At 60.8% G+C, this 25,098-nt stretch carries 18 protein-coding genes; 7 read left to right on the forward strand and 11 right to left on the reverse strand.

From position 1 onward, the window contains the following. Positions 1-86: 86 nt before the first annotated feature. From BQ4436_RS03855 to BQ4436_RS03895, 8 genes are all read right to left on the reverse strand, one after another. Positions 87-596 (reverse strand): GNAT family N-acetyltransferase, encoded by a 510-nt coding sequence (locus BQ4436_RS03855; RefSeq protein WP_070975569.1) that lies wholly within the window; start codon positions 594-596, stop codon positions 87-89. Then, positions 586-870, reverse strand: a complete 285-nt coding sequence (locus tag BQ4436_RS03860; protein WP_070361871.1) for a type II toxin-antitoxin system TacA family antitoxin — start codon at positions 868-870, stop codon at positions 586-588. Before BQ4436_RS03860 ends, BQ4436_RS03855 begins: the two co-directional genes overlap by 11 nt. Before the next feature lie 567 nt (positions 871-1,437). Beyond that, on the reverse strand, positions 1,438-4,776 hold the full coding sequence (locus BQ4436_RS03870) for a DUF6923 family protein (RefSeq protein WP_176754804.1): 3,339 nt from the start codon (positions 4,774-4,776) through the stop codon (positions 1,438-1,440). 324 nt (positions 4,777-5,100) lie between these two features. After that, positions 5,101-6,015, reverse strand: a complete 915-nt coding sequence (locus BQ4436_RS03875; protein ID WP_070361868.1) for a SpaA isopeptide-forming pilin-related protein — start codon at positions 6,013-6,015, stop codon at positions 5,101-5,103. Continuing rightward, positions 6,015-6,923, reverse strand: coding sequence for a class C sortase (locus BQ4436_RS03880; RefSeq protein WP_070361867.1), 909 nt, complete (start codon positions 6,921-6,923; stop codon positions 6,015-6,017). Before BQ4436_RS03880 ends, BQ4436_RS03875 begins: the two co-directional genes overlap by 1 nt. A gap of 114 nt (positions 6,924-7,037) precedes the next feature. Then, complete coding sequence (locus BQ4436_RS03885; RefSeq protein WP_070361866.1) at positions 7,038-8,522, reverse strand: SpaH/EbpB family LPXTG-anchored major pilin; 1,485 nt, start codon at positions 8,520-8,522, stop codon at positions 7,038-7,040. Between the two features lie 668 nt (positions 8,523-9,190). Continuing rightward, complete coding sequence (gene groL / locus BQ4436_RS03890) at positions 9,191-10,834, reverse strand: chaperonin GroEL (RefSeq protein ID WP_070363432.1); 1,644 nt, start codon at positions 10,832-10,834, stop codon at positions 9,191-9,193. Positions 10,835-10,936: 102 nt separating this feature from the next. Beyond that, a complete protein-coding gene (locus BQ4436_RS03895) occupies positions 10,937-12,937 on the reverse strand; it encodes an OPT family oligopeptide transporter (protein ID WP_070361865.1) in 2,001 nt (666 codons plus the stop codon). Positions 12,938-13,015: 78 nt separating this feature from the next. Here BQ4436_RS03895 and BQ4436_RS03900 point away from each other — a divergent pair, with 78 nt between their 5' ends. From BQ4436_RS03900 to BQ4436_RS03930, 7 genes are all read left to right on the forward strand, one after another. Then, positions 13,016-14,359 (forward strand): dipeptidase, encoded by a 1,344-nt coding sequence (locus BQ4436_RS03900; RefSeq protein WP_070975572.1) that lies wholly within the window; start codon positions 13,016-13,018, stop codon positions 14,357-14,359. Positions 14,360-15,086: 727 nt separating this feature from the next. Then, complete coding sequence (locus BQ4436_RS03905) at positions 15,087-18,116, forward strand: Na+/H+ antiporter subunit A (protein WP_070975573.1); 3,030 nt, start codon at positions 15,087-15,089, stop codon at positions 18,114-18,116. Further along, entirely contained in the window at positions 18,116-18,610 is a 495-nt protein-coding gene (locus BQ4436_RS03910) for a Na(+)/H(+) antiporter subunit C (RefSeq protein ID WP_070361859.1), read from the forward strand. Before BQ4436_RS03905 ends, BQ4436_RS03910 begins: the two co-directional genes overlap by 1 nt. After that, complete coding sequence (locus BQ4436_RS03915; protein ID WP_070361858.1) at positions 18,600-20,384, forward strand: Na+/H+ antiporter subunit D; 1,785 nt, start codon at positions 18,600-18,602, stop codon at positions 20,382-20,384. The genes BQ4436_RS03910 and BQ4436_RS03915 overlap by 11 nt, the downstream gene beginning before the upstream one ends. Next, on the forward strand, positions 20,381-20,902 hold the full coding sequence (locus BQ4436_RS03920) for a Na+/H+ antiporter subunit E (protein ID WP_070361857.1): 522 nt from the start codon (positions 20,381-20,383) through the stop codon (positions 20,900-20,902). Before BQ4436_RS03915 ends, BQ4436_RS03920 begins: the two co-directional genes overlap by 4 nt. Positions 20,903-20,905: 3 nt before the next feature. Continuing rightward, positions 20,906-21,181: a monovalent cation/H+ antiporter complex subunit F gene (locus BQ4436_RS03925; RefSeq protein WP_070361856.1), complete on the forward strand. Its 276-nt coding sequence runs from the start codon at positions 20,906-20,908 to the stop codon at positions 21,179-21,181. A 13-nt stretch (positions 21,182-21,194) separates the two neighbouring features. Next, a complete protein-coding gene (locus BQ4436_RS03930; RefSeq protein ID WP_070361855.1) occupies positions 21,195-21,617 on the forward strand; it encodes a monovalent cation/H(+) antiporter subunit G in 423 nt (140 codons plus the stop codon). 645 nt (positions 21,618-22,262) lie between these two features. Here BQ4436_RS03930 and BQ4436_RS03935 read toward each other — a convergent pair. The 3 genes from BQ4436_RS03935 to BQ4436_RS03945 form a co-directional block, all read right to left on the reverse strand. After that, positions 22,263-22,715 carry a Panacea domain-containing protein gene (locus tag BQ4436_RS03935; RefSeq protein WP_070361854.1) on the reverse strand — a complete coding sequence of 151 codons (453 nt, stop codon included), beginning with the start codon at positions 22,713-22,715 and terminating at the stop codon, positions 22,263-22,265. A gap of 253 nt (positions 22,716-22,968) precedes the next feature. After that, positions 22,969-24,102, reverse strand: a complete 1,134-nt coding sequence (locus BQ4436_RS03940; RefSeq protein ID WP_070361853.1) for a glutamate--cysteine ligase — start codon at positions 24,100-24,102, stop codon at positions 22,969-22,971. 42 nt (positions 24,103-24,144) lie between these two features. Next, positions 24,145-24,888, reverse strand: a complete 744-nt coding sequence (locus tag BQ4436_RS03945) for a LytR C-terminal domain-containing protein (RefSeq protein ID WP_143000800.1) — start codon at positions 24,886-24,888, stop codon at positions 24,145-24,147. Positions 24,889-25,098: the final 210 nt, after the last annotated feature.

The following is a 25,098-nucleotide window of genomic DNA, read 5'->3' on the forward strand; positions in this document are numbered from 1 at the left end:
GCACAACCCGCCCGAGTGAGGGGAACACCACGTTACTAAATGCGTAGTCCTAACAGCTGGTCGGCGAAAACCTGCCTCAGCCCCCATCACGCCATGTACCGCTCAATCCCCTTCACCGACAGCAGAAGATGCAGCGGCTGCCCCGGCATCTCCTGAAAACCAGCGTGCTGCATGTAGAACTGCTTCGCCCGCTCGTCCAGCGCGTGCACAACTACCGCCGCGGCACCGACTTCAACGGCAACGGTAAAACAGCGCTCCAGCGCATCGCGCAGCAGCGCCTTGCCAACGCCTTTCCCCTGAGCATTCTGGTCAACCGCAAGCCGTGCAAGGATGATCACCGGAATAGGATCCGGCCGCCCCTTCGCAAAACGCTCCGGCGCCACCTTAGCGACGATACCCCCGGTACACACCGCATAGTAGCCAATGACCCGCTCATTCCACGTTGATACATACACCGCACAGTTGTTGGCACGCTGGTTTTGCATCGCGTAGCGGTGAAACCACGTATCAAGCGACGCCTCCCCGCACCGAAACTCAGCCCGATTATCCGACTTCTCCAACCGACGTGGCGGGTGAAGAATCCCATCAGCTTCCAAAGCTGAACTCCTTGCCAAAAGGAGTTTCCTCCGCAAAAAGCGTACCTAGCCGTGAAAAGTCGGCAGGCTGAGCAAGCAACTCCTCCACACGAGAAAAATCGTCCATCCCCAACACGAAGAGCCGCTGATCAGCAAGCACTCTGGCAGCGCGCTCAACAGCGCTCTCAAGCACAAACTGCGATACCGAGGAATTCGTCACCTCAGCCGCACGCCGCAGGCACTCCTCCTGCACTGACGATGTACGCAGATTCAGCCGTCTATCTTTCACAGCCATTTCAACCTCCCAAAACCCTTGTACTCACAATGTACACACACAAGAGGTCGAGGGCAAGGCTCGTAATTTGAGAGTCACCATCGCCACGGGTGCAGGTCTTCCTTATCGACGACGGCCCCACCAACCCAAAGAACACAATCTCCTCTGAGCGCGGCCTCCCATAAGCCTCAAAAGGGGCATGTTCAATCTCCCCCGATGCCCCCCTAAAAACAAGCACCCCGAGAGACCTTGACGCAACTAAAAGCAATCCTTTTAGAGCCGGTAGCCTCGAGGCTAACGTTTTCTACGGTACCAGATAGAAGGCTTCGCCCGTCGCTTTGCCCTTGTCCGCTCACCGAGCTGCCACAAGCCCAAAGTCGAATCCGATTCACGCGTGACCAAATCTGCTTTCTAGTCAGACGGTTCACTTTCAAACCGGGAGCGAAGACATTACACCGTAGCGCCACTTGTCGGCAATTGGTCGATTGCACTCCAAAGTCCCGAAGGGGCTTGGCCCCGATCACTGTTGATCAGCGCCAAGCCCCGTCAGCTTGTTCGTAACGTCACGCGCTCAGGACGCACTCTCCACTAAGCGACGACCCGTCGTCGTCCCACCAACGCACCAGCGGCGATGAGCGCACCGCCGAGGAGGATCGGCAGTTGCAGGCCGTTTCCGCCAGTCTTGGGCAGGTTGCCCTGGCGGACGTTGGCAACGGTCAGTACCGCATCCTGGGAGGTAAGCTGCCAGGAGCTCGGTGCCACCGCCTTATCGACCTGCGTCGCGACAATTTTGGCATCTTCATCTAGCGCGATCGTCACATTCCCGTTGTCCACCGACAACGAAAACACAATCGGCTTCACAAGAAGATTGTAAACACCCAGACTGTCTTGAGGCGACCGAGTCTCTACGAGCTGATAGTGACCCGGCTCCAATTCTTCTGACTTGAAGATTCGATTCTCCTTATCGTAAATCATTGGGATTCCATTACCGATGACTTGGCCATTTTCGTCCAGTTTTTGAAGTATAAACTCAGCACCGTCTAGACGGTTTTCTGGCTTCAATAGCTCGTGCGAAACTGCATCGGAAGAAATCTTTGCAATCACAAGCCGAGCTTTTTTCTCTACTTCTGGCGGAGGCACACAGGCCTTCGCCTCCTTGGGCCCAACTTGTACAGAGTTGAAAAGCGATTTGCCGGGTGCACATTCATCTCCAGTCTCGTTTCCTGTATAGGCATCGAGAGAGATTGTCATTTCAACATTAAATTGATGGATGCCATTACTTGTAGCACCAAATCTATTGAGCCCCTTCGGCTGTATCGTTCCACCGCCAGATAGCACAAACGGACCTTGGCCAGTTTGAAATGTCGTGGCATACGATTTCCCGAATTCATCGACCAAGGACCAAGAAGTCTTTTTCACAACAATCCCCGTCGGCATCGTTGGAGTGTCGACTACCTTACTATAGGCAGCCTCGCGATTTCCTGGGTTTGTTACATTTACCTGGTATTTTACTATATAGGTCCCGTCTTCCTGCTTCTTCGCAGACTGTCCAATCGCTTCTTTGGTGACGTCTGGAACAATTGGTTCTGGTGTCGTCGTAGGAGCCTTTGCCGATGCACCGTCAGTATTGTATGAGGACGGTGCAGTTTGAGCGCCGACTACTTCGACTTTTAGGAGATTTGGAGCCTTCGCCGTCGGGTTCCCGACCTTAATTTTGATTACTTCCGTTGTGTTCGAGTCCACGGAAGACCGGCCACCCTTTCCGAAAGCAATCGATCCGTCTTCTTCAACCCATGCTTGTCCCCAAACAGGCGCTTGGTCTGTAATGTTGAGAAACTGACCGACGGTCTGCCCATCAGGCATCTTCATATCGGTAATATCCACGCGCAGGGGGGCACCACCGCTCGTGCTAATACGTTCCAAGAAAACGCGCTGTTTGTTCCTTCCATCGCTTTGCGCCCACCCACTTTGCAGGCCCCACAGATACCCTTTCGCACCTGGGATGGCAACAAAGTCCTCTGAAACCGTACGGAATGTTTGTCCCGGATTCCAGATTGTTTTGGCTTGCAGAGTCACGTTTTTTGCAGGCTTTAGCGTTGCAGTAATCGTGTCTAAATTCACGCTGTAAAGACGGCCACTACCCCATACAGACGCACCTGCGACCCAGTATGTGCCGTCATCATCGAAGGTACCTGCGTTGATGCCGCTACCGAGGTCGTTGGATGTTGTATTGTCCGGATGATTCTCGGGAAGAAATCCATCAAGTCCTTGAAGCTTGCCCAAATCAAAAACTTCACCCGTATAAGGATTTATCTGCAGTAAGTGGCCTGCGGGGAAACAAGGGTCATCCCTGTGGCCCGTCTTCACCGAAATCCTGGGCTGACTAACAGCATAGAGGTAGTTATCGTTCTCGTTGTAGGCAAGTGCGTTATATACCCACCCGCTGGCGGGTCCGATCTTTTCTGACTGCAATGCACCTTGTCCGTCTTCTACCTGAAGATACAGCTGCGAAGAAGTTCTATTGCTAGAGGCTTGTGGGCTCGCGACGATAAATCGTCGGAAGCCATATTTTTGCTCCGCAATGGAAAGTAAGCGAGGTGGCTGTCGATGAACAGATTTTACATCGCGAAGCTCACATTTATCGCCGTGCGTAAGTGGCAACACGTCAGCGTCGGCTGAAGGAAGAATCGGAAGATCTTTCTCTACCGGAGCCGCGAGGGAGCCTTGCAAAGTGATGTCCTCGGGTCTGGTTGGAGCCGATCTGTAGGAAGTCCGAAGCGTCACAGTCGAGTCTGCCGAAACCGGTACCGAGTCGATTCGGCGGCCGTCCTTCGTCGGGAACCATGTAATAACCACACGATCCGGGTAGGTCTCAACTTTATTTTCGAGCCTTACACCGTCCGTTTGCTCAATTGGAATAGAGAAAAACACATCTTCTAATCGGACTGAAGGGCTCAGAGTTACTGTTGCACTTGAGAAATTAGAACGCGCTTGAACATCGAATGTTGTCTCGTACGGATTGTCGCCAATAGTCGTGTGCGAGGATACTGGAATACCATCACCTGCGACATTCACCTTGTGGTCCTGAGGCTTATTGTCCATGTCCTGGCCCCACATCTGGACCCGGTAAATACCGTTTGGAGGTGCCACGGGATTCAGGATTACCGAGTCGCCACCCTGGATATAGAGGTCAGTAATACTCGGAATGAGCTGAAACTCCGTGTCATAAGACTTTCCCTTGGCGTTCTTATTCCAAAAAATCGCGTTAGCGAAATCAATGGTTCGGTCAACGACAATCGCCCCCTGACGAACGACGCGGATCCTAACTGGACCGGAGATATCCTTCGTATTGTTATCGTTTCGGTTTTTCTTGATGGCGAACCTGGTTACTCGCCAGTTACCAGTCTCGTTGATCTTAAATTCAATTTGGGGGTTGTCCCCCAAGAAATCTGGCTTAGCATCGGTAAGAGAAAACTCTTGATCCTGCTGCCCTGGGACACCCGGAATATCTCCCGGGGCAGCAGCGCGGTCTTGTGAATCCGCAACCTCCTCCGCGGGGCGCCCCTTGCCATAACCAGACTCGGCAAGCTGTGCCTCGGACGGCACTTCGGCGCTCTCGGCGATCGCGTACTCACCGGCGTCGGTCGTGCGGGCCTCAATCTCAACGACCTGCGGCGGAATCGTGTGCAGGGCGTTCAGGTTGAACGCCACAAAACCGCCATCCTTAGCGTTCACGTAGCCGTAGTCGTAAGGCTCGAGCTTGCGGCCATCAGCAGTGACGGACAGGACTTCCTTGATCTCGCCCTTGCCCTCACGCTTGAGCGCGAAGATGTTTTCCTTCGACGCCTTGCCGCCGAACTCCCATGCCTCGCCATCGGGGTCGTTGACCACGATGCGGTCAACGACGCCCTTGCGCTCGACGGTCACGGGGTTCGCGGTGGCCGGGGCCTCTGCTGGTTTCGAAGCAGATGCAGAGGCCGGATTAGAGGCCGACGCTGCGGCAGGCGCCGAAGGCATGGCGGAGGAAGACGGTGTGTCGTCGTCCATCCACGAGTAGGTGGGCAGGCCGGCGTCGTCGGTAGTGATGTCGGAGACCGTCGTGGTCTCCTCCGCCTGAACGGCCGGGTACGCGCCCAGGCCGGCGGCCAACGCCACCGAGGCTACTACGGCTGCAAGTCCACGGGCACGGTGCCGAGCAGGAGATCCTGCAGGTTTGATAAAGTTTCGCATTTTTCTTTCCCTACTTCCGCTTTACCGTGTCTCGTTCTTGCTTCGCCGCGCCAGGAACAATCCCAGCACAATTAACAGTCCGCCAAGTCCCGCGGCCCACAGCACGTTCGCGCCGGTGGACGCCAGCGACCCGCGCTCTTTCTCGGGGACGGCGCGGGGGTGGGTCACCGTCGTGACCACCCCGTTCGGTTTCGTTGTCACGATTGTCGACGGCACCGTGGTCGTCACCGTTGTCGGTGTGCCATTCGGAGGGGTCGTGGTGTACGTCGTCCGGATGGTGGTGCTCACTCGAGGAGGTGTCGACGTCGTCGTCTTCGTCGTGGTCACCGTGTTACCGGGCTTTGTTGGCGTCGTTGATGGTGGCTCGGAAGGCTCCCACGGTGGTGGGGTGCCGTAGCTCTTGTCCCACTTCATCACCAGGACGTTTTCGTACTCGTAGCGGATGCCGCGTTCGTCAGGAAGTGGGAGGATGAGCAGCTTCGGGCTGCTCAGGTGGTACTCGTACTTCGTGTCCGGCGCGGACTCCTCCACCAGGTACAGGCCCGGGGTGAGGTTGTCGAACATGACCTCGCCGCGCTGGTTCGTCGCCTTCGTTTCGATGACGTCGAGGCCGCGCGAGCGGGCGTCGTCAAGCGTGGTTTTCTTTGCCACGTTGCGGCCTTGCTCCGAGGTGATGTCGATGCCCCGCACCTTCGACAAGGTGAACTTGGCGCCGGCGATGGCGGGAGGCTTCTGACCGGCCGGGACCTGGTCGTACGGGTTGGTGCCCTGCTTCTTCAGCAGCAACTGGATCGGCTTATTCTTGTCGATGCTCGCCGGATTCAGGTTGGCGTCATTACCGCTGATTGGGCGCACGTCAGCCACCGCGGGCGAAAACGCACCCGCGGCAAGCATCGTGGCTGCACCACACGCTGCCAATAGTTGGGACAAGCGCATTAGGACAGAACCTCCTCGTTCACAGCGCCGGAACGGTCGCTCTTCTTCTTTTCGCGGTACACCCACCAGATCAGCGCCAGCAGGATGAGCAGGGACACCCCACCGAGTGCCCACATCCACCACTGCAGGGTGGAGGTGGAGTCGTCGAGGACGCTGGCCTCATCTGGGTCCATGGGTACTCGCTCCGCGTGGACGAGCAACCGGTGCGTATTGATGCCGTACGGCGTACAGGTGATCAGCGTCAGCAGGTCGCGCTCGGGGTCGGCGCGCAGGCTGTCGGTCTCATCCGGCAGGACAACTTCGATGTCGTACACCTTGTACTTCATGCGCTCGCCAAACGTGGATACATAGATGGCGTCGCCGACTTTGATGTCGGAAAGGTTGTCGAACAGGGTGGCAGTAGGAATCCCAGTGTGTCCCGTAATCACGGAGTGCGTGCCCACACCACCGACCGGAAGTGCCGTGCCAAACATGTGGCCAAGACCCTTTTGCAGCGTATCCTCCGCAGTACCGTGGTAGACCGGCAAGCGGGTATTCGTACTTGGGATCACAATCTGGGACATCGCAGGAAACCCTGCGAGTTGCCGCAAGTACTCCTGATACGACGCATTATCTTTTGAAACTCGAGCCAACCATGGATCAAGGATTGGACCGTCTTTGTGGTCCTGGTTGTACGCTCTGGCGGCTTCAATCTCAGTATTCAATTGCGGCTCTGGCTGGTCATGCAGCAGAGCTTCGTAATCCTTTGCCACCTGTTCCTGCATTCGGTTGTTCCACTGCGTAGCAACTACCGGATACATCAAAACAGCCAGCCCAAGAAGGATGATGATAGCTGGAACACCGACGCGCTGAAACAGCGATTTCGCTCCAGGCTGCCGCCTGTGCTTCGCCTTCGTTGGTGCAGTCACAGAAATCAACGTCTTTCTTGTTGGGAAATATTTTGGAAAACTGGGCGGAGTTTTACGCCCTCCGCCGACGGCGTGATGTGGCGCTAAGAAAGCGCGACATCAGGGCCATGGAACCTAGGCGGCCTGGGAGTTACGGCGAGCGACGTATGCGCCGCCACCGATGATTCCAAGACCAGCCAGGATCAGGATGGCAATACCCATACCACCGGTGTTTGGCAGGAACGGCGTAGTGTCCTCCAAGTTGACGACCTCACCATCGTTGTCGCCCACCTTGATGTTCTGGAGGGTGCCAGCGTTCTTCCAAAGCAGGGTGAACTCGATTGGCTGGGACAAAAGCTCGAAGCCCTTCGGGGACTTCGTCTCAACGAGGCAGTACTTGGTCCACTGGTTCTTGGTGTTCGGATCGTTGTTTGCACCGTCGTTGACGTGCAGACCATCAATCTTCACCATGCCGTCCTGGCCAGAAACGAACGTGCTCTTACCTTCAGTGGTCTGAAGCGCCTTATCGTTAGTGACCGCTGCCTTGCAGTCCTGGCCATCCGTGGCACCGTAGACCTGGAACTCAGCACCCTCCAGCGGCTTACGCTCCTTGCTCACCTTCTTAAATTGGATGCCAGCGTAACGAGTCTCGACATCGTTCGTCGGCTTTTTCTTTTCCTCTTGAACATTGTTCGGGTTGTTCTCGATCTGCACAGCGGTGTTCTTCAGGATGCCATTAGCAGGCATCTCGTTGACCTTCGCAGTGATCTTGACGGAGATCTGCTGGCCGTTCTTAATCTTTGCTACGCCAGCTTCAGTGAAGGTAACAACAACTTTCTGACCTTCAACCTTGATCTTGTAGTCGGATGGCTCGAAGTCGTTGCCGAGAACTTGGACGTCCTTCTCCGTGGTTGAAGCCTTCGGATCGAGAGTATCTTCAATCCGGTAGATGGTGCGCTTTTGACGATCAGTATCGATCGTCTGCGCCCAGGTATCGATCGTGTACTCAACCTGCTGGCTTACATTCTTGCCAGAGTCAACGACAGACTTTTTCGGTTCCTTCTGCTTGTAGTTCTTCGGGTAAGCAACGACGTCGTACATCCACTCCGTGCCACCAGCCTGAGCGTTGGCCTTCGTCATCGGCACGAACACGAGGAAGTCAGCTGCCGGGGAGTAACCCGCTACAGGAGAAGTTTCCTTAACGAGATAGACGCCAACCTTGAGGTCTGACCAGACAATCTTGCCGTCTTTATCTGTCTTCACCTCTGCGAACGGGGTTCCAAGCTTCGCGCTACCCGCGGTCAGCTTTGATGCGGCCACCAAACCTGCATTTGTCGTCAGGTCAGCATTAGTGACAGGGTACAGGGTGAACCCAGCATCCTTAAGGTTTTCTCCCTTGACCGTGGTGTCTTCCTCGCCCGTAGGTGTACCAAGGCTTTCTGGGTCAGCCTTCTTGTAGAGGGTGATGGAACCCTTCTTGGCGACATCGATCGTCGACTTCGCGACAGCTGGGCCGTTCTCCTGCGCCATCGCGTCCTGCGCAGCGATGCCAGCAGAGCCGGCGAAGGTCAGGCCTGCTGCGATTGCGATCGCGGCGGTTTTCTTGAGGGCAATTGTCATTTGGTTTCCTTCCAAAAGAGGTCTCTTGGGGCCCTCAGCGCACTTCAAGAAGTTAGGTTTCTTGCGCACGCGCCAGTGGCCCAACTTTGGGAACGCATTGAATTTAAGCACCCCCCCCCGCTTTGTCCAAGTCATTTAGTACGAAATCTCAAGGTTTCTCAGCCGACATATTGACCCATTTATGCAGCGCAAACCGGTTTTATTCGTTGACCATTACATATGTAGCCGGCTGTCAGTTAACGCTAGACATTCTGACCGTCAGGATTCTCCAAAACTCTTAGAGATTCCTCATACTTTCTGACCACTTATGGGGGAGTTTTCAGCGCTGCCGACGCAAGGCCCTTTGCCGCCACAATCATTCCGGTCGACCTCCTCCGGTCGACCAACGCTGATCAGCGCGAAATCAGCAAAATCGCGTGAAACAGCCCAAATTGCCGTGACCTGGGTTGGTCGACGGGAAGAGGTCGACGGGAACGAAATCGAGGTGGAAACAGCGCGAAACCTATGCCGAGCCACACGCAATTCTGTTCACAAAATCTCGAACAAACCGAAGAGCCATACCCCAACCCGAAGCCCGACCAACCACAACGCCACAACACGCAAAAATCCCGGGCCACCCCACCGCGAAAGCGGGGCGCCCGGGAGAAAGCCAGTCAGAAACTAGCGGTTTACATCATGCCTGCCATGGCGTCTGGGTCCATGCCTGCACCGGCAGCACCGGCTGGCTCAGGCTTGTCGGCAACGACGGCCTCGGTGGTCAGGAACAGGGCCGCGATGGAGGCCGCGTTCTGCAGTGCAGAGCGCGTTACCTTTGCCGGGTCGTTGATGCCGGCTTCCATCATGTCCACGTACTCGCCGTTGGAGGCGTTCAGGCCCTGGCCGTCAGGCAGGTTGGCAACCTTGTCGGCGACGACGCCCGGCTCCAGGCCAGCGTTCAGAGCGATCTGCTTCAGTGGTGCGGACAGCGCCTCGCGGACGATCTTCACACCGGTTGCTTCGTCGCCTTCGAACCCGAGGTCGTCGACAAGCTCGCGGGCGGCCTGCAGGAGTGCGACGCCACCGCCGGCGACGATGCCTTCCTCGACGGCTGCCTTCGCGTTGCGGACGGCGTCCTCGATGCGCAGCTTCTGCTCCTTGAGCTCAACCTCGGTGGCTGCGCCAACCTTGATCACTGCGACGCCACCGGCCAGCTTGGCCAGGCGCTCTTGCAGCTTCTCGCGGTCGTAGTCGGAGTCGGAGTGCTCGATTTCGGCGCGGATCTGCTTGACGCGGCCGTCGATCTGCGCCTGGTCGCCGGCGCCCTGGACGATGGTGGTCTCATCCTTGGTCACGACGACCTTGCGTGCCTGGCCGAGCAGTTCAGGGGTGGCGGTCTCCAGGGAGAGGCCGACCTCTTCGGAGATGACCTGGCCGCCGGTGAGGATGGCGAGGTCCTGCAGCATGGCCTTGCGGCGGTCGCCGAAGCCTGGTGCCTTGACGGCGACGGACTTGAAGGTGCCGCGGATCTTGTTCACGACGAGGGTGGAGAGGGCTTCGCCCTCGACGTCCTCGGCGATGATCAGCAGTGGCTTGCCGGACTGCATGACCTGCTCCAGCAGCGGAACGAGGTCCTTGACGTTGGAGATCTTGGAGGAGACCAGCAGGATGTATGGGTCTTCCAGGACGGCTTCGCCGCGCTCCATGTCGGTGGCGAAGTATGCGGAGATGAAGCCCTTGTCGAAGCGCATGCCTTCGGTGACTTCGAGGTCAACGCCGAAGGTGTTGGACTCCTCAACGGTAATGACGGATTCCTTGTTCACCGCACCGTTGCCGACGGCGTACATCGCCTCAGCGATCTTCTTGCCGATCTCCGGGTCGGAGGCCGAAATGCCTGCCGTGGAGGCGATCTGCTCCTGGGTCTCTACTTCCTTCGCGTTGTCCAGCAGGTACTTGGAGACCTTCTCGGTCGCTGCCTGGATGCCGCGCTTAATGCCCATCGGGTTGGAGCCAGCTGCGACGTTGCGCAGGCCCTCGCGGACCAGCGCCTGTGCCAGGACTGTTGCGGTCGTGGTGCCGTCGCCGGCGACGTCGTCAGTCTTCTTGGCTACTTCCTTGACCAGCTCGGCGCCGATCTTCTCGTATGGGTCCTCGAGGTCAATCTCGCGGGCGATGGTGACGCCGTCGTTGGTAATGGTTGGTGCGCCCCAGGACTTCTCCAGGACGACGTTGCGTCCCTTAGGCCCAAGGGTGACCTTGACGGCGTCGGCTAGTGTGTTCAGGCCGTTTTCTAGGCTGCGGCGTGCTTCCTCGTCGAATGCGATCATCTTAGCCATGTAAGTTTTCTCCTTGTATTCGTCGTAAAATGCAGGCGCCCGCGACGGCACGGTCAGCGCGCGGCCAACCTCACCCGCGTTAGCACTCAATTGCCTCGAGTGCTAAGACACAGTTTTAGCACCCTCGCCCGCCGAGTGCAAGGAACCATCTTCGGCCACCTTGCTGACCTTGGAGCGCGTCTTCGAGTACACGAACCACACCAACACAACGAACAGGGCCGTACTGAACCACGGCGTCCAGGACTGCTCCGTGAACACCTCCAGCGGGCTCTCCCCCGCCGCGCCCGCAATGAGCGCCGCGTTGAGCACGCCGAACAGGGACTCGCCAACGATCATGCCCGTGGCCACCAGCGTGCCCATCCGGCGAGCGAAGTCCGGGTGGCGCTGCACCTGCGCCCAACGGTTATAGATGTATCCGACCAGCCCGCCGATCGGCACGATCACCGTGACCGACACCGGCAGGTACATGCCCATGCCCACAGCCAGCGGCGGCAAGCTGTACTTGCCCGTGGTGCGGGTGAGGGTCTCGTCGATAATGATGAGCACAACGCCGATGCCCGCACCCAGCAGAATCAAGCCCCAATCCAGCGAGCTGTTGAAAATGCCGTTCGCCACCGATGACATCAGCGCCGCCTGCGGTGCCGCGAGCGCGTCCGGGCCTGCGCCCTCCATGCCCTGGAAGCCGAAGCCGGTGAGCATCACCTGCAGGATCGGCGGGATGACCACCGAGCCGAACAGCACACCAATAATCAGCGCCACCTGCTGCTTCCACGGCGTCGCCCCCACGAGCTGGCCCGTCTTGAGGTCCTGCAGGTTATCGTTCGAAATCGTGGCGATGCCAAACACAATCGCTGCCGTAAACAGCGTGTACGCCACCAGCGAGCTCGCATTCGCGTCCGTGCCCGCCATGAACGCGCCAATCAGCAGTGCGCACGAGAGGACCGCGATGATGCCGATCGAGGAAATCGGGGAGTTCGACGCCCCAATCAACCCCGCCATATACCCGCACACCGACGCCACAATCAGGCCAATGACCAGGATAAACAGCACCGAAATCATGGTCAGGGACAGCGCGTGCTCGTGAATGTCGGTGCCACGCACGAAGTTCCACAGCAGCAAGCCAATCGGCAGCATCGACGCCACAATCACACCCGCCACGATCGGGAACGGGATGTCACGCTCCGTCACATCGACGGCCACGCCCTCGTGCCTCTTTTTCGACGCCGCCAACGACGACGCAATACCCGTCGCAATCGGCTTCGCGATCTTGATCAGCGTCCACAGCGCCGCCACCGCCATCGTGCCCACACCGATAAAGCGGATCTCGTCCGCGAACGTCGTGGAGACAACCTCGGCAAGCTCCAAGCCTTCGTCCATATGGGCCGCCGACTTCATCGGCAGCAGGATCGCAAAGGAAATCACGACGCCAACCAGCATCGCAATCCCCACCGACAAGCCCACCAAGTGGCCCACGCCCAGCAGCGCCAAGGACAGCGAACCACCCATCATCGTGCCGCCCCCACCAACACGGAAGAACCCGGCGACCTCGCTGGCCGCCGCCTTCATGGCCGTCAATAAGGAATAGAACGCCGACGCAATCGCACCAAGAATAATCACACGCAACCCCTCAGAGTTCTCCGCGTGATCACGCTCCGAGCCACCATTGTCCCCGTCGCCAACGCGCAGCACCTCCGCCGCCGCGACACCCTCCGGGTACGGCAAATCCGAACCAGTCACCAGCGCGCGACGCAACGGAATCGAATACATCACGCCCAACGTGCCACCCAGGGCACACACTAGGGCTGTCGTCCAGAAGGGGAAACCCTGCCAGTAACCGACCATCACCAGGCCGGGCAGGACGAAAATGATCGCCGACAGCGTACCCGCGGCCGAGGCAATCGTCTGCACAATGTTGTTCTCGCGCACATTGTGCCCGGCGAACTTCCGCAGCACCGCCATAGAAATCACCGCCGCCGGAATGGACGTGGCAAAAGTCAACCCGACTTTCAACCCCAAATACACATTCGCAGCAGTAAACACCAAGGTGATCAAGCCACCAATGATGATCCCGCGCAGCGTCAACTCACGCATCGTCGAGGCCATTGCAAGACCTTTCAATATATAGGCATAAAAACGAACGGAAAGGATTGTACTCCTCCGGTTGGTGGTACTTTCGACCACATGACACAAACAGCTTTTACCCCAAACCGCGACCGAATTTTCGACGACCTCTCCGCCCTCGTAGGCTTCAACTCCCCACACTCCACGCCTGAGCTTGCCGACCAGCACGAAGCCGCCTGCGCCTGGACAGTTTCCGCACTCGAGGCCCTCGGACTGGACGTGACCCGCCACGCGACCGTCGATAATGCTGACACCATCATCGCCACCAAAGCCCCAGTCGGCGACGCCCCCACCGTCCTCCTCTACTCCCACTACGACGTCGTGCCTGCCAACAACCCCGACGCCTGGACCAGCGACCCCTTCACCCTCACCGAGCGCGACGGCCGCTGGTACGGCCGCGGCGCCGCCGACTGCAAAGGCAACCTCGCCATGCACCTCGAAGCACTGCGCCTCATCCAGGCCAACGGCGGCACCGACCTCGGCATCAAGGTCGTCGTCGAGGGCTCCGAGGAGCTCGGCGGCGACGACGGCCTCGGCAAACTTATCGACGCCCACCCCGACCTCTTCCGCGCCGACGCCATCATGATCGCCGACTCGGGCAACGCCGCCGTCGGCGTCCCAACGCTCACCACCTCCCTGCGCGGCGGCGCCCAGATCAACGTGACCGTCGAAACGCTGCAGGGCGCCATCCACTCCGGCTCCTTCGGCGGCGCAGCCCCCGACGCCGCCCACGCCCTGGTCCGCATCACCGACTCCCTCTTCGACGAAACCGGCCGCACCAGCATCGACGGCGTCGACTGCACCGCCACCTGGAACGGCCAGCCCTACCCCGCCGACACCTTCGCCACCGACGCCGGCGTCCTCGACGGCGTCGCCCTCAACGGCACCCCCGACGACAACCCCGCCGACATGGTCTGGGCCCGCCCCGCCATCACCATGATCGGCTTCACTTCCACCCCCGTCGCCGACGCCGTCAACGCCGTCAACCACCGAGCCGAAGCCCAATACAACCTGCGTGTCCCCGCCGGCACCGACGCCGCCGCCATCGCCAACGCCGTCAAGGAACACATCCACGCCCACACCCCCAACGGCGCCCACGTCACCGTGGAAATCTCCGGCGTCAACGAACCATTCGCCACCGACCCCAACCACCCGGCCATCGCCCTGTTCGGCGACTGCCTCCAAACCGCCTACGACGGCGCCGACCTCGCCCTCATCGGCTCCGGCGGCTCCATCCCACTCACCATCACGCTGCAGAACCACTTCCCCGACGCCGCCATCGCCCTCTACGGCGTCGAGGAACCGCAGTGCGGCATCCACGGCGTCGACGAATCCGTCGACCCCACCGAAATCGAACGCATCGCCGTCGCCGAAGCGCTCTTCCTGCAGCAGTACGGGAAGTAGCCAGTTTCGGCCAGGTTTCGGCTGCGTTTCGGCTTGTTTTTGCTGGCTGTGGCGCTGCCGAAACCCAAACTGTAGTAACAGGATGGTAGTAATCCCCATTTCGCACAACTTTTCGAGGATTACTACAATCCACCTACTACACTTTGCAGATTTGGGGGTTCTTCGTATGTATATTCCCTGGCTGATCCTCCCCCGTTTTCCGCCTCCAAGGTTAAAAGCGTGCGATTAGAAGCGTGCGATGCAGGTCCGCATTCTCGCTGGCCTGGCGTGATTTTTGGCGACCAGCGTCGCACTCCTTTAACGCCTCGACACGAACAGGAATCACGTGAAAGCCACGGCGCGCGAACCCGCCACCCCGGAAAAGTTCCCCGGCCCAGCGTGAACCCGGGACCTTTCTTTGTGGACAGCCGTCGCTACCTGCAGAAACGCAACCGTTGGTCGACCGGAACCAGTCCGAAACGCAAAATGGTTCCCGGACGCGGGAACTTTTTCAAAGAGGGCACAGGCGCGGGGCGCGGGCACAGGAGGGGCCAGCCAGCGGCGGGGCGGCCAGGGCGAAAGCCGTTCGCAAAATGTCGGAGCTGTGAGTACAGTGAGATTTTGTTGGTCGCGCCACTGATCATGACGCGCCTTGTTTCTAGTTTCGACGGTGCATGGTGGGCAGCTGCGTTGCTGTGGCGCGCCGAAGCTGAAGAAGCTAAGGAAGCTGAACAAGGAGGCCCGGGTTGTGTTGACGCTACTTGTCGCGCTGTTCGTCGCGACGTCGGCGGCGCCGTTGTTGATCCGTACGATCGGTAGATCGGCGTTTGCGCTGGTGGCGTTGGTGCCGCTGGGCGGGTTCGCGTGGATGGTGTACCTGTTCGCAAAGGGTGTCTTTGTGGATGGCGGGGAGATCGTTTCGCGGATTCCGTGGATGCCGTCGGCGGAGTTGAACCTGGATTTCAGGTTGGACGCCCTGGCGGGCTTGTTCAGTTTGATTATTTTGGGCGTCGGCTCCTTGGTGTTGCTGTACTGCTGGGGCTATTTCGATTCGAATCCGCGCAGGTTGGCCAAGTTTGGCGGGGAGCTGACCATGTTCGCCTCCGTGATGTACGGGTTGGTGATTTCGGACAGTTTCTTGCTGATGTACGTGTTTTGGGAGTTGACGTCGATACTCTCGTACATGCTGGTCAGCTACTACGGTGAGCGGGCGTCGTCGCGAAGGGCGGCGATTCAGGCGCTGATGATTACGACGTTCGGCGGGCTGGCGATGCTCGTCGGCATTAACCTGCTGGGCTACAAGACGGGGATTTGGCGCCTCAGCGAGGTGTCGCAGTTTGCGAATATTGAGAATACGCCTGCGATTTCGACGGCGATTGTGCTGATTATGTTGGGGGCGATGACGAAGTCGGCGCAGGCCCCGTGGCATATTTGGTTGCCGGGGGCGATGGCGGCGCCGACGCCGGTGTCGGCGTATTTGCACTCGGCGGCGATGGTGAAGGCCGGGATTTACCTGGTGGCGCGCCTGGCGCCGGATTTGGCGGTGGTGAGTACCTGGCACCTGGTGGTGCTTTCGACCGGCGTGTTCACCATGATCCTGGGTGGCTGGCTGGCGCTGAAGCAGCGTGACCTGAAGCTGATCCTGGCGTACGGCACGGTGTCTCAGCTGGGCTTTATCACGACGGTGATCGGTATTGGGTCGCGTGAGGCGACGATGGCTGGCCTGGCAATTACGTTCGGGCACTCGATGTTCAAGGCGACGCTGTTCATGATCGTGGGCGCGATTGACCACTCGACGGGCACCCGCGACATCCACGAGCTGTCGGGGTTGGCGAAGCGGGAGCCGTTTGTGGCGTTTTTGGCGGCGGTGTCGGCGGCGTCGATGGCGGGTATTCCGCCGTTCTTCGGCTTTGTGGCGAAGGAGTCGGCGCTGGAGGCGGTCCTGAACGAGGAGATGCTGCACGGCATGCCGGGTTACATGACGCTGGTGGCGATCGTCGCTGGTTCCATCCTGACGATGGCCTACTCGCTGTACTTCTGGTGGTCCGCCTTTGCGACGAAGCCAGCACACAACAACGGCGAGTCGAAGGCGGTGCGCGAGATGCACCCGATCGGCCCGACCTTGTGGATTTCGCCGGCGGTGCTGACCACGTTGACGGTGGTGTGCGGTATCTTCCCGGTGCTGCTGTCGACGGCGTTCAACGAGTACCTGGATGTGCGCTTCCCCGGCGGCGAGCAGGAGGAGTTGGCGCTGTGGCACGGGATTACGATCCCGCTGGTGCTGACGGCCGTGATTGTGCTGGGTGGCGTCGTCATGTTCTGGCAGCGTGCGTTGCTGAAACCGCTGCAGACGGGCAAGCCTGCGCTCGGCAATGGTGACGCGTTGTGGGACGCGCTGCTCACGCAGCTGCGGACTGCGTCGCTGCGGTTGACGGCGTCGACGCAGCGCGGTTCCCTGGTGATCAACCTGGGCGTGATTTTCGCGGTGTTGGCCGTGGTGCCGCTGGCGGCGCTGGTGCTGGGCCGCTCGAACGATATTCGGATGATGTTGTGGGATTCGCCGTGGCAGGGCCTGGTGGTGTTCATCATGGTCTGCATGGCTGTCTTTGCGACGGTCCAACGCAACCGCCTATCCGCCGTGGTGATGGTGGGGCTGACCGGCTACGGCATGGCGACGATCTTTGCCCTGCACGGCGCGCCGGATCTGGCGCTGACGCAGGCGCTCGTGGAGACCATCGTGATGGTGGTGTTCATGCTGATCCTTCGCAAGATGCCGACGGAGGTCGAGCCCCGCAGCGACGACAACCGGGCCCGTGCCTGGCTGTCGATCCTGACTGGCGTGTCGGTTGTGGTGATCGCCATGTTTGCGATGAGCGCGCGCACCGCCGACCCGATCTCGGTGTTCATGCCGGAGCTGGCGCACGACATCGGCCACGGCCGCAACACGGTGAACGTGCTGCTCGTGGACCTGCGCGCCGCCGATACATTCGGCGAGATCACTGTGCTGGTGATCGCGGCGACGGGCGTGGCCAGCCTGATCTTCGGCACCGGCAAGTTTGGGCGCTCCTCGAGGCGCCCGACGCTGTCCACCACCAAGCCGCGCTGGCTGGCCAGCGGCGTGGATTCGGAGACGGCGCAGAACCGTTCGCTGATGGTGGACGTGGCAACACGGATCCTGTTCCCGTCGATGATTCTGCTGTCCCTGTACTTCTTCTTCGGCGGCCACAACGCGCCCGGCGGCGGCTTCGCCGGCGGCCTGGTGGCGGCGCTGGCGTTCACGCTGCGCTACCTCGCGGGCGGGCGCCAGGAAATCGAGGAGGCCCTGCCTGTGGACCCGGCGAAGCTGCTGGGCACCGGCATGCTGTTCTCCTTCGCCGCGGCGGTGACCCCGATGTTCTTCGGCAACCCGCCGCTCACGTCCGGCTACACCACGGTCACGCTGCCGCTTATCGGCTCGTTTGACGTCACCTCGGCGCTCGTGTTCGACGCCGGTGTGTACCTCATCGTGGTCGGACTGACCCTGCACATCCTGACCTCCATGGGCGGCTACCTCGACCAAGAGGAAGACAACCGCAAGCAGTACGCTCGCCAGCGCGCTCGTGAGCTGCAGGAGAAGAATAAACGACGCCGCGAAGCCCAGGCGGCGAAACGGTTGGCGCGAAAGAGGCGTCGAGAAGCGGTCACTGGTGACGGTGACGCGACGGCAGGGCGGGGCCGGGCGTCGACAATTGGGGCGCCGGTGCACACCACCGCGCGTGGCCGCGAAAGGAGCGAGTAATGGAAGCGAACCTGTTCCTGCTCATCGGGTCGGGTGTGCTCGTGGCCACCGGCGTGTACCTGATGCTCGATAGGGCACTGACCCGCATGATCATGGGCGTGCTGCTGCTCGGCAACGGCGCGAACCTGCTGCTGCTGCAATCCGGCGGGCAGGCCGGCTCCCCGCCGATCATTGGGCGCATGTCTACCTTGTTCGGCGAGCGCACCGCCGACCCGCTCGCGCAGGCGATGATCCTCACCGCGATTGTCATTTCGATGGCGATGGTCGCGTTCATGCTGGCCCTGGCCTACCGCCAGTACCGCTACCGCACCGACGACATCATCGAGCGCGACGAGGAAGACCGCGCGATCGCCGCCCGTCCGAAGACCCCGGCGGCGGCCCCCGACCACGACGCCTCCGACGACCCAGAGACCGGACGCATGAGCTCCGAGGGCGACGCCTTCGGCCCACGCTCCTTTGAAGACCCCGTCAAGGAGGCCGACGATGACGAATAACCTGTTCGAGTTCGCCCACTGGGCGCTGCCCGCCATGCCGATCCTCACCGTCATGCCGCTGCTGCTGCCAGCGCTGGCAGCGGCGCTGATCCTGGTCACCGGGCGCGCCGTCACCCTGCAGCGCACCATCGCGCTGACGACTCTGTTCGCGCTGGCCGTCATCTCGGGTGCGATGATCATCATCGCAGACGTCCACGGCATCCAGACCGTCCAGATGGGCGGCTGGGAAGCACCCATCGGCATCACGTTGGTGGCGGACCGCCTGTCCACCATCATGGTGTTCGTCTCCTCCATCGTGCTGTTCGCCGTCATGTGGTACGGCATCTCCCAAGGGCTTCGCGACGGCGACGAGGACGACCCAGTCGCCGTCTTCCTCCCCGTCTACATGCTGCTGTGCATGGGCGTGAACCTGTCCTTCCTCGCCGGCGACCTGTTCAACCTGTACGTCGGCTTCGAGGTCTTCCTCGTGGCCTCGTACGTGCTGCTCACTCTCGGCGCCTCGCCGGGGCGTGTGCGCGCCGGCATCGGCTACGTGATGGTCTCCATGGCGTCCTCGATGGTGTTCCTGTTCGCGCTCGCGCTGATCTACTCCTCCACCGGCACGGTGAGCATGGCGCAGGTCGGCCAGCGCATGGCCGAGGTCCCGGACGGCACGCGCGCCGCGATCTTCGCCACGCTGCTCGTCGCATTCGGCATCAAAGCCGCCGTCTTCCCGCTCGACGCCTGGCTCCCCGACTCCTACCCCACCGCCGCCTCACTGGTCACCGCGGTGTTCGCCGGGTTGCTCACCAAGGTGGGCGTCTACGCCATCATTCGCGTCCGCACCACCATATTTATCGACGGCTCCCTCGACACCCTCCTGATGTGGGTCGCACTACTGACCATGGTCATCGGAGTGATGGGAGCACTCGCGCAGAACGACATCAAGCGTCTCCTCTCCTTCACTCTGGTCAGCCACATCGGCTACATGATCTTCGGCATCGCACTCGGCACCGTCGCCGGCCTGTCGGGCGCGATCTTCTACGCCGTCCACCACATCCTGGTGCAGACCTCGCTCTTCCTGGTCGTCGGCCTGATCGAGCGCCAGGCCGGGTCCGCGCAGCTGCGCCGCCTCGGCTCCCTGCTCTACACCGCGCCGCTCATCGCTCTGCTCTACTTCATCCCGGCGCTCAACCTGGGCGGCATCCCGCCGTTCTCCGGGTTCCTCGGCAAGATCATGCTCATCCAGGCCGGCGCCGCCGAGGGCTCCTGGCTCGCCTGGGTGCTCATCGCAGGGGCCGTCGTCACCTCCTTATTGACGCTCTACGCCATGATCCTCGTCTGGTCCAAGGGCTTCCTCCGCGACCGCGCCGACGCCCCCGAATCCGTCGCCATGGCGCGACCCTCATCGCTTACCGAGCGCCACGACACCATCGCCGTCGACGACCGCGCCGACGTCGGCCGCATCCCCGTCGGCATGCTGCTGTCCACCGCGCTCCTCGTAGCGACCTCCGTGTCCATCACGTTCCTCGCCGGCCCGATCTCCGCCATCACCGACCGCGCCGCCGAATCCTCCAGCGACCAACGCATCTACCAACACGCCGTCCTCTCCGGCGACCCCACCAACCCAACCCGGGACCTCGACGCCTTCCGCCAACCCACCGACTCCGGCGGCGGCAAAGACGCGCTCGCCCGCAAATCAGCGCGCTCCGCTGACGGAGAGGACGTCGTCACGACAGAACGAGTCCCCCTCCCCGCCAGCGCAACCGCCGAACCGACAGGAGCACACCGATGAACCACCTCCTCACCGGCATCCGAAACCGCTTCCGCGGCGCCTTCGTCCTCTGGCTCGCATTCATGTGGGTCCTCATGCAAGGCGACCTCACCTGGGGCAACGTCGCCGCCGGGCTGGCGCTCGGCGTCCTGATCGTGCTCGTGCTGCCGCTGCCGAACATCCCCCGTAGCGGCAACAAAATCCACTGGGGCAAACTGCTGCTGTTCGTACTGCAGTGGTTCGCCGACCTCATCGTCGCCTCCGCCAAGGTCTCCTGGCTCGCGCTGCGGCCCGCCGCCCCGCCCAAAAATGCCATCCTCCGCGTGCCCATGCGCGTCTCCGACGACCTGGTCCTCTACCTCGCCACCTGCGCCTACAACCTGCAACCCGGCGGCAGTGTCACCGACATCGACATCGCCAACCGCGAATGGACCATCCACGTCCTCCACGCCGACAACCAAACCGACATCGACCGCGAAATCGCCAACGTAGCCAAACTCGAGCGCCAAATGATCGACATCTTCGAAAGCAGGCGATAGCCCATGAACCCCCAGGTATACAACGCATTCCTCATCGTCGCCGGCATCTTCCTCGCCATCGGCTTCCTCGTGCTGGCCTGGCGAGTCATCGTCGGCCCCGACTCCATGGACCGCGTCCTCGGCAACGACGCCATCACCGCATCACTGCAATGCGTCCTCGCCCTCTACATCTGCTGGACGCTCGACACCACCGTCGTCAACGTCATGATGGTGATCGCGCTCCTCGGCTTCATCGCCTCCCTGTCCGTCGCCCGCTTCCGCAAACGCGACAACTCTTAGGAAGGACCCACCAATGACACTCGCATTCTTCCTCGACACCGCCTCCCTCGTCTTCATCCTCCCCGGCGCATTCATGGTGTTCTCCGCCGCCATCGGCACCGCGCGCTTCCAGTCCACTATGGCGCGCATCCACGCCATCACGAAGCCCCAAACCACGGGGCTGGTCCTCATGATCATCGGCACGATTATTCGACTCTCGAATGGGCAGGCCGGAGGGGCCACCGGCACCGGCGAGGCTGTCGGCACCCACGAACTTCACGACATCGGTGTCATCCTCATCCTGCTCATCTTCGCCCTGATGACCAACCCCGTCACCGCGCAGCGCCTCGGCCGCGTCGCCCGCCGCGAAGGCCTCTACGGCAACCCCGACTCCCTCAGCCGCAACGACCGCCCCGCCGCCTACCACCCCAAGCGCGTCGACCCCACCAAGAAGTAGGTTTTTGGCGCTCCCGCGCGAGTCGCGCGCACCACATTCCTGGATTCCGCGAACGCCCCAAGGTGTTTCCCCTGGTCGCGCGCACCCCTCGTGGGAATGTGGTGCTCAAGGTCCAGACCCACTAGGTACTTTGCTTCTCCACAGGGCAAACGGCATGGTGAGGGTCGTACCACAATACTCGGAATAGGTCACCGGATCGGAAGCCCCATAATCGGGGCTCGCCAGATAGACGGAATCGAAACACACGCTCCTCCGCAGAGGGCAGCGCTTGAATGCGCTTTTGGGCGTTGATACTCAGGGTCGAAACGTGTTGGTCATGGTTCCGGGGTCGTTTCTTCCGGCCGGACATGACGGTCTCAGCAAGGCACTCTTTCCATGTCTTTCGTGAAATGCTCTCCAAAAATGTCAAGAGCTCTTTCGTCTCTTTGGCCTCCAGCGACCATCGGCACAAGCTCTCACCAGGAGGGATGTCCAATTCAGCGACAGTCCACCGAACAGGCATTTCCCGCCAGGCACTTTGTGTCGCCTCACTGGGCACGCTTTTATCGCTTGCCACCGGCGACAAGTGTGGAACACGCTTACCCCCGAAGTTGTTTTGCTGACGCGCAAGCTTCTTCCTACTACGCTTTCCCCCACCCACGCGAACTACACCGCAGACGCCGACTGCATCGAACTGTAGAAATCCTGCATGACTTCCTGACTCACCTCATGTGTGGAAGGCGCCCCCACTGCAACGCCTTCACGGGCTTCCCGCCAGGGCCGCTCGCCATGCGCGAGGTCGCTCAACTGTTGGCCAGTGAGATGCCCGTATGCGTCGAGCACAGTGTCGATCGTCTCCCGCTCATCGTTTGTGAGCCGGTGAGCATCGCCGGGAAACATTTCGGGAGTTGCGGTGAAGTGCCCACGGTGTTGGTTGTATAGTTCACGGCACACTGGGCCGTTCGCCCAGGCCTCGAAACGGGAGTTAAACAGCGGCTTCTCGTCCCAGACCAAGCTCCAAGCCTGTGCGTAGTAAACGAGTTTTTGCAGCTTCATGGTACTCAGGCTTTCCCCCTGACGCTCCAAAATGTATCTCGCCACATCATTCACGTTTGCCATGCTGTTCCCCTCTCAACACTTATCGACGCCAACCCTACCCCATCAAGCATCAACCAGCCCCTACGCGCACCACATTCCCTCACGAGCTTCCAACCACCTGGGCTTATTCCAGCCCGCTCTGCAGAAATCCAGGATTTTGGTGTCACCCCAGCTGGCACGCACACCACATTCCTGGATTCCGCGAAGACCCCAACGCATTCCCCCAGGTCGCGCAACCTCCCCGCGGGAATGTGGTGCACTAGGCCCAAACAAGCTACTCCCAGGTCATCTCCTGCATCTCGGCGCAGGTGGCGGCGACGACGTCGTGCCAGGAGCCCGTCATCTCGTAGATGCGGCGTTGCCGCTGGTAGCCGGCGCCGCGTTGCATGATCTCCAGCACCAGGTTCAGCTCGCGCGTGCACCCAAGCTGCGCAGCCACAGGCTGCAGGGTGTCCACCAACGTAACGAGTTCGTCGCGGAGCCAGCGTTCGTCGGTGTCGCGGCTGGTGATCACCAGCGCGTCGAGGCCGTAGCGGGCCCCGCGCCACTTGTTTTCGGCGACGTGCCAGGGCTGGAGCGTGGGGAGGGCTTCGCCGGCGTCGAGAAGTTGGTCGTAGTAGACGACCAAGCAGTGAGTCAGTGCGACGACCGCGGCGAGTTCGCGCAGGTTGGATGTGGCGTCGCTGATGCGGACTTCGATGGTGCCCCACTTGGCCGCGGGGCGGACGTCGAAGTGCATGGAGCCGGTGTGGTTGATCACGCCGGAGGTGCGCTGGTCGTCCATGAATTGGACCCATTCGGCCCAGCTTTGGAACTGGTACGGCATCCCGGCGGTGGGAAGCTGCTGGTAGAGCATGGTGCGGTTGGAGGCGTACCCGGTGTCCAGCCCGTCCCAGCCGGGGCTGGATGCGGAGATGGCGAGCAGGTGCGGGTAGTGCGTCATCACCGCGTTGATGATTGGCCAGACGCGGTCTTCGTGACTGATGCCGACGTGGCAGTGAATACCCCACAGCAGCATTTGCTGACCCCAGTACTGAGTACGGTTGATCATTTCCTTGTAGGAAATTTTGGGGCTGAGGGCTTGCTCGCGGAAGTCGGAAAATGGGTGGCCGCCGCTGGCCCACAGGTCGAGGTCGCGGGCGTCAGCTTCGGCGCGCACGACGGCCAAGCTCTCCGCCAGCTTATCGACGGCCTCTTTCGTATTCTTACATACCGGCGTCACCAGCTCGACCGTGTTTTGGAGGAACTCCCGCTCGAGGTGCACGTTGGGGTTCGTGGCGGAGATGGCGTCGATAATTTCGGGGGCGCGGGGTACCAGGTCCCGCGTCTCCTTATCAACGACACAGATCTCCCACTCCACTCCCAGTGTCGGCTCGGGGGAACGGGCGAACTCGCGGTATGGATCCATAGCAAGCCAGTCTAAACGCTGCGCTGGGCCCGCGCGGGGGTTTTATTCTCCCGCAAGGACGACAGTGATCGCCTCCGGCTTCTCGACGGCCTCTCGCGGCAAACTCGTATTCGCCGGCACATCCGTCGTCGCCCGAGGCGTACCCCCGATCCGCTGCGCGAGCTCCGCGGCAACCGCGTCAGCGCCAGGGGTGTTCGGGTTGAAGAACACGAAGGTCTGCGGGAACGCGCCGTAGGTCTGCTCCGGCATGTTCATCGCGGCGGCGTCGTTGGAGCGGTTCGCCACGTTGTACTGGGCGGCGAGGTCACCGGCGGTGCGGTTCGCCAGATCCGGGACGCCCGAGTTGTTGTACACGTATACCTGCGCCTGCTCCCGCGCCAGCCCGGCCGGGGCGGGAGCGGGCTGCTCGGCTGGCTGTGTCTGTTCAGCTGGCTTTTCCTGCTCGGTGGCTTGCTCGGCGGGTTTTTCCTGCCCAGTGGTCTGCTCTGTCGGGCTCGCCGGCGCGGTGATCGCAGTTGTTGCTTGGGTTGCTTGGGATGCTTGGGCTGTCGTGGCTTCGGTGGTGCCCGGCGCGGCTGCCTCCTGGTTTCCGTCGCCCTTGTTCATGGCGTAGATACCCCACAGCAGCAGAAGGGCTGCGACAGCCAGCAGGATCATCGCGACGCCCCGCTTCGGGAACGCCGCCGCCGGCGCCACCTCGTAGTCTTGGCCGTAGTCGTCCTCTTCGGGCTCTTCGGCGCGGCGGTGGGCGCCCTGGTACTCGTTCTCAGGATTCACATTAGTCACATGCGCCACTCTAAACGTTTTTGCAGACGTTTACATCTTCCCACGCGCACCAAAATCCCGGTTTCACACTAGGGGCGACAACGGAATTTGGTACTGCTGGACCTGATGCAGTGACAAATCACACAGCTAGGGAAAACTAGCCCTTTTCTGACCAGGGCGTACGAATGGCTAGGCCATTTAAGGGTGCGTCTTTTGTCACTCGCCCCGGCT

The sequence above is a fragment of the Corynebacterium sp. MC3 genome, from assembly GCF_900099485.1.
GTDB classification, from domain to species: domain Bacteria; phylum Actinomycetota; class Actinomycetes; order Mycobacteriales; family Mycobacteriaceae; genus Corynebacterium; species Corynebacterium pseudogenitalium.